This is a genomic window from Oceanispirochaeta sp., assembly GCF_027859075.1.
Lineage (GTDB): Bacteria > Spirochaetota > Spirochaetia > DSM-2461 > DSM-2461 > Oceanispirochaeta.
In genome coordinates, this window is sequence record NZ_JAQIBL010000180.1 from 1 (window position 1) to 4,297 (window position 4,297).

General features: G+C 46.8%; 4 protein-coding genes. 1 reads left to right on the forward strand and 3 read right to left on the reverse strand.

All coding sequences use genetic code 11. The annotated features are described in order from the left end of the window. Positions 1-635, reverse strand: a 635-nt coding sequence (locus tag PF479_RS09825) for a sugar-binding domain-containing protein (protein ID WP_367277221.1), incomplete at its 3' end; no start/stop codon positions are given. Between the two features lie 318 nt (positions 636-953). On the opposite strand from PF479_RS09825, the gene PF479_RS09830 reads away from it, so the two are divergent. Continuing rightward, positions 954-2,099, forward strand: a complete 1,146-nt coding sequence (locus PF479_RS09830; RefSeq protein WP_298005639.1) for a DUF819 family protein — start codon at positions 954-956, stop codon at positions 2,097-2,099. Here PF479_RS09830 and PF479_RS09835 read toward each other — a convergent pair. Next, on the reverse strand, positions 2,086-3,318 hold the full coding sequence (locus tag PF479_RS09835; protein ID WP_298005640.1) for an aminotransferase class III-fold pyridoxal phosphate-dependent enzyme: 1,233 nt from the start codon (positions 3,316-3,318) through the stop codon (positions 2,086-2,088). The two genes, PF479_RS09830 and PF479_RS09835, sit on opposite strands and share 14 nt — an antisense overlap. Further along, the gene (locus tag PF479_RS09840) at positions 3,315-4,067 is read right to left on the reverse strand and encodes a hypothetical protein (RefSeq protein WP_298005643.1); all 753 of its coding nucleotides are present in this window, start codon (positions 4,065-4,067) and stop codon (positions 3,315-3,317) included. Before PF479_RS09840 ends, PF479_RS09835 begins: the two co-directional genes overlap by 4 nt. Between the last annotated feature and the right edge of the window lie 230 nt (positions 4,068-4,297).

Below are 4,297 nucleotides of genomic sequence, written 5' to 3' on the forward strand. Positions count from 1 at the left end.
TCCAAAGAAACAAAACTTTCTTTTCCGGTATTCAAAGTAAATGAGAGAATCCTGGTAAGGACCTCTAATCCGCTGTTCTGAATGTAAAATTCAGTCTCAACAGATTTTTCATATGACCCGGCACCCAGAGGAACAATTTTAATGTTTTCCATATGACAATCAGGAACAATACGGAGGGCAACGGTCCTGTATATCCCGCCATAACATAGATAATCAAGGACAGCTCCGAAGGGTGGAATATCTGATCTTTCGGTGGAATCGACCCGGACCAGGATTCTGCTCTTCCCGGAGGAATGAACGAGAGGAGTAATGTCAATTGAAAAGGGAGTATACCCTCCCTTGTGTTCCCCTGCCGGTTTCCCATCGATCCAGACAAAAGCGACCGTCATGACAGCTTGAAAATCCAGTATGACCCTCTCCCCTTCCTTGAAATCAGGGAGAAACATGTCTTTGATATAAGTACTGAGAAACTGAGAATCTCTTTCATCAAAACCATTGTAAGGCAGCTCCAGGTTTGAGTGAGGCAGACATACAGATTCCCATTGCGAATCTATCTCATAATGAGTATCCAACCAGGATTCCGAAAATTCAGGCCTGTAGAGCCAGTCCCTGTTTATACCGATTTCTCTTCTCATAGAATAGTCTCTCTTCTATCAGGAATTTTGCATCTTAAAAAAATATAAGATCAACCTTTCAGTTTTCCCAAAAACGGAATGATCATATACATATTATCATTCTACAACATTATCAATCCCAATATTAAAGTCATACCGGGAAGATCCCCGACATAAAAAAGCAGCGGCCTATAACAAACACTTCCCTCAGAACCGGGTGGTCGTGGATTATGAATTTTAAATATCTATTCTGACACTTTACAATTTTTTGTAACTATTGACGCCTGGGTATGGAAGCTCTAAAATATTAGAAATTTAGAAATTAGAGGTAAAATACTTATGGCCCTACTGCTGTCGGCAGCCGTTTTTTCTTTTCCCATCGGCATTCATCTTTTCAGACTCAATTTTCCTCTTTTGAGAAAAATCAATCCAATCGTTGCCTCTTATATTTTTGGCCTGCTTCTGGTCAACACCGGGATCATCGGGGATGAATCATTTCCTGTTTTGGATTTGATTGCCACCATCACCGTTGCCCTGTCCATACCGCTCATGCTATTTTCGGTCAATATCAGGACATGGTTCAAAGAGTCGGGCAAGACGGGAGCAGCCATGGGATTGGCCGCCCTTGCCATAGCTTTAACACTCTTTATAGGGTCCTTTATTTTCAAAGAAAAACTGCCCGATTTTCCCAGGATTTCAGGAATGCTGGTGGGGGTATATACAGGAGGGACACCCAATCTGGCGGCGATAAGAGCCGCCTTATCGGTTCCTGCCGACCTCTATCTGGCTGTCCATGCCTCTGATATTCTTCTGAGTGCCCTGTATCTGATGTTTATAATGACCATTGCCCGGAAGGTATTCTCTCCGTTTATGATACAGGAAGAACAGGAAGATATGAGGGATGCCGAACTGAAAGACTCAGGTCAGGAGTTCACTCCTCTACAAAGTTTATTCACAAAAGAAACGGTCCTGCCCCTGATGGCTGCCCTGGGTCTTGCGGTGGTGATCTTCGGCATCGGAGGCGCCTTCACTCTCTTTGTCAAATCAGAGAGTCAAACCCTGGTGGTCATCCTGGTGATCACTACCTTGAGCCTGGCCGCCTCTAATATCAGCAAGGTCAGAAACATCAAGAAAACCTTTGCCCTGGGTGAGTATTTCATTCTGGTCTTCAGTGCTTCCACCGGTGCCATGGGGAACTTTTCCAGAATCCTGAATACAACGCCTTCGGTCTTTCTTTTTGTGGCCTTTGCGGTGTTCGTCTCCATGATCATTCATGTGATCCTCTGCCGCCTCTTTAAGATTGATGTAGACACCATGCTGATTGCCAGTACCGCCGCCATATGCTCCCCACCCTTTGTGGCCGTCACAGCCATGTCCTTAAAGAGGCCTTCTCTGGTGGCTCCGGGCATCACCGCCGGACTGATGGGGTATGCCATGGGGAATTACCTGGGTGTCCTTATATTTAAACTCTTCAGTTTACTCTAGTCAATTCTTTGAAACTTTCGGCGGCCTTTTCGATGGTTTCCTGAATATCCTCCCTCTTATGGGCATAGGACAGAAACCAGTTATGATGAGGATGGAGATACACGCCCCGTTTCGCCATGGATGCCGAGAAGATCTGATTGTGATACAGATCCGGATCATCGGGGAATGTCATAAAAGGAATAGAATCGGGCCCTGTCAGATTGACCTTGAAACCTTCCATTTCTGCTGCGGATTTCAATCCGTCCTTCAGCATTTTTCCGACCTCATTCATATGAGACTGAACCTCCCACTTTTCCATTGCCTCCAGACAGTGCAGGGCGGCTACCATGGGAACCGAGGATGTCCAGAAAGTCCCCGTAATAAACAGACTGCCCGCCGCCTTTTTCAGCTCGGGAGTGCCCATCAGGGCGGCAATGGGATATCCGTTGGCCAGGGATTTTCCCATGGTCACCAGGTGGGGGTGGGCATTAAAGTAATTGTGAGAACCTTTGATGGAGAGCCTGAAATTAGCCCGGATGTCATCCATGATAAAAAGAGCTCCCTCCTTTTCACACAGGGATTCCACCAGGGGATACCAGCTCTTCTCTGGGTAGACCTGGTCAATATAGGCGGGATGATGATAGGGCGTGAGTATGATACAGGCAATTTCATCCCGGTAGATGTCAAAGAGCTCCTTAAGGGCCTCTTCATCCCCATAGGGAAAGGTATGTACATAATCCCTGTCATCCAGAACAGGGAACTGATTGGCAGAACACCAGTTGGACGATCCATGATAGGCACCATCGGCCATGAGGATTCTTCTTTTTCCCGTATGGACCCGGGCCATGGTGACCCCCAGGGTTGTCGCATCAGACCCGTTTTTTGCAAATACAGACCATCCCATGCCTGTGATCAGATCACAAAGCCTCTCTGCCAGATCCACAAAAACCGGGGACGGGCAGTTTAAAAGATCCCCCTTTCGAATCTGGGCAATGGCAGGGTCGTCTACTACTGAATTTCCGAAACCCAGAATCATGGAACCGAAACCGCAGAGGTAATCGATATAGCTGTTGCCGTCGGCGTCTTTGACCCGGCAGCCTTCCCCTTCTGTAAAAAAGTAGGGGAACTGACCGGGAACCGTAAATCCGGGACTCTTGGAACCGTAGATTCCTCCGGGGATCACTTTTACTGCCCGTTCAAACAGGGTCTGGCTGGTTTTATACTTATTATTGCCACTCATTTCATCAACTCTCCAAATCGGTCCAGAAGTGGAAAAAGTCCCTGAATCATGGAAATCTTCCCTTTGATCATGACACGTCCGCTTCCAAGCTCGCCCATAGCAGCCAGTTGTCCTGTAAGGACCCCATAACACACGGAAACATCAGAAAACTCCAGGATGGCATTGGCCCTGGCAGGATCAGCTCCCCTCTTAAAAGTCATGGTCTTGTTTTTCTGGGTAACAGTCCCGCTCAATTCCGCACTTCCGGTAACCAGGACGGCTATGTTTCCCTCCGGGATGGAGGCAGACTTCAATCGTATCCAATGGTCGTAATTATATATTTCACATACACCCCGCAGAGCGGCGGTTAATAGGAGGCGGGTCTTTTTTTGGATGCCCGGCGTATCAGAATCTTCGGGAACAACAGTCATGGCCTGGGAGACCGCCTGAACACAGCGCTGAAAGGCTTTCAGACCCTTCAGAAAGGCTCCGCCGGTAGGAATTGGAATAAGGAGTGCTTTTCCACCGGAGAGAGTCTCAGACATGCCTTCACAGGATAGGAACCTCAGATGCATGCCTTTGCTGCCGTCCTTAAATGAAACAAAACTGCCGATGCCTCCGGGGGCACTCAAGCGGACTCCATAGGATCCGGGGGGAAGATTTTTTTTCAAGTCTGAGTCCATTTCGGTCAGAGTCTCAATCAAGGAGGCAACGACTCCGCTTTTCACTGCTGCAATGGTACCTGGATGGGCTTTGCGAATACTACTCATAAATCCTCCGCAGGCAGATTACCATAGTCCTTGAAAGTGTGGCAATCAAAAGATCCTGTGATTACTATCAGCAAAGTTAAAAAAAACCATTCAAATAATTTAAAAGGAAACAGTCCCTTCAATATAAACGTATCAGTATCCATTGATCTAAATCGGATTTAAGAATCAGAATAGACCGATGAGATGGTTTTATTATTTCATTTCTTTTCATCAATCAAATGGATAAATCA

Coding starts and splice junctions, on each gene's coding strand:
- PF479_RS09830 (WP_298005639.1), top strand. CDS start 954: ATGGCCCTACTGCTGTCGGCAGCCGTTTTTTCTTTTCCCATCGGCATT.
- PF479_RS09835 (WP_298005640.1), bottom strand. CDS start 3,318: ATGAGTGGCAATAATAAGTATAAAACCAGCCAGACCCTGTTTGAACGG.
- PF479_RS09840 (WP_298005643.1), bottom strand. CDS start 4,067: ATGAGTAGTATTCGCAAAGCCCATCCAGGTACCATTGCAGCAGTGAAA.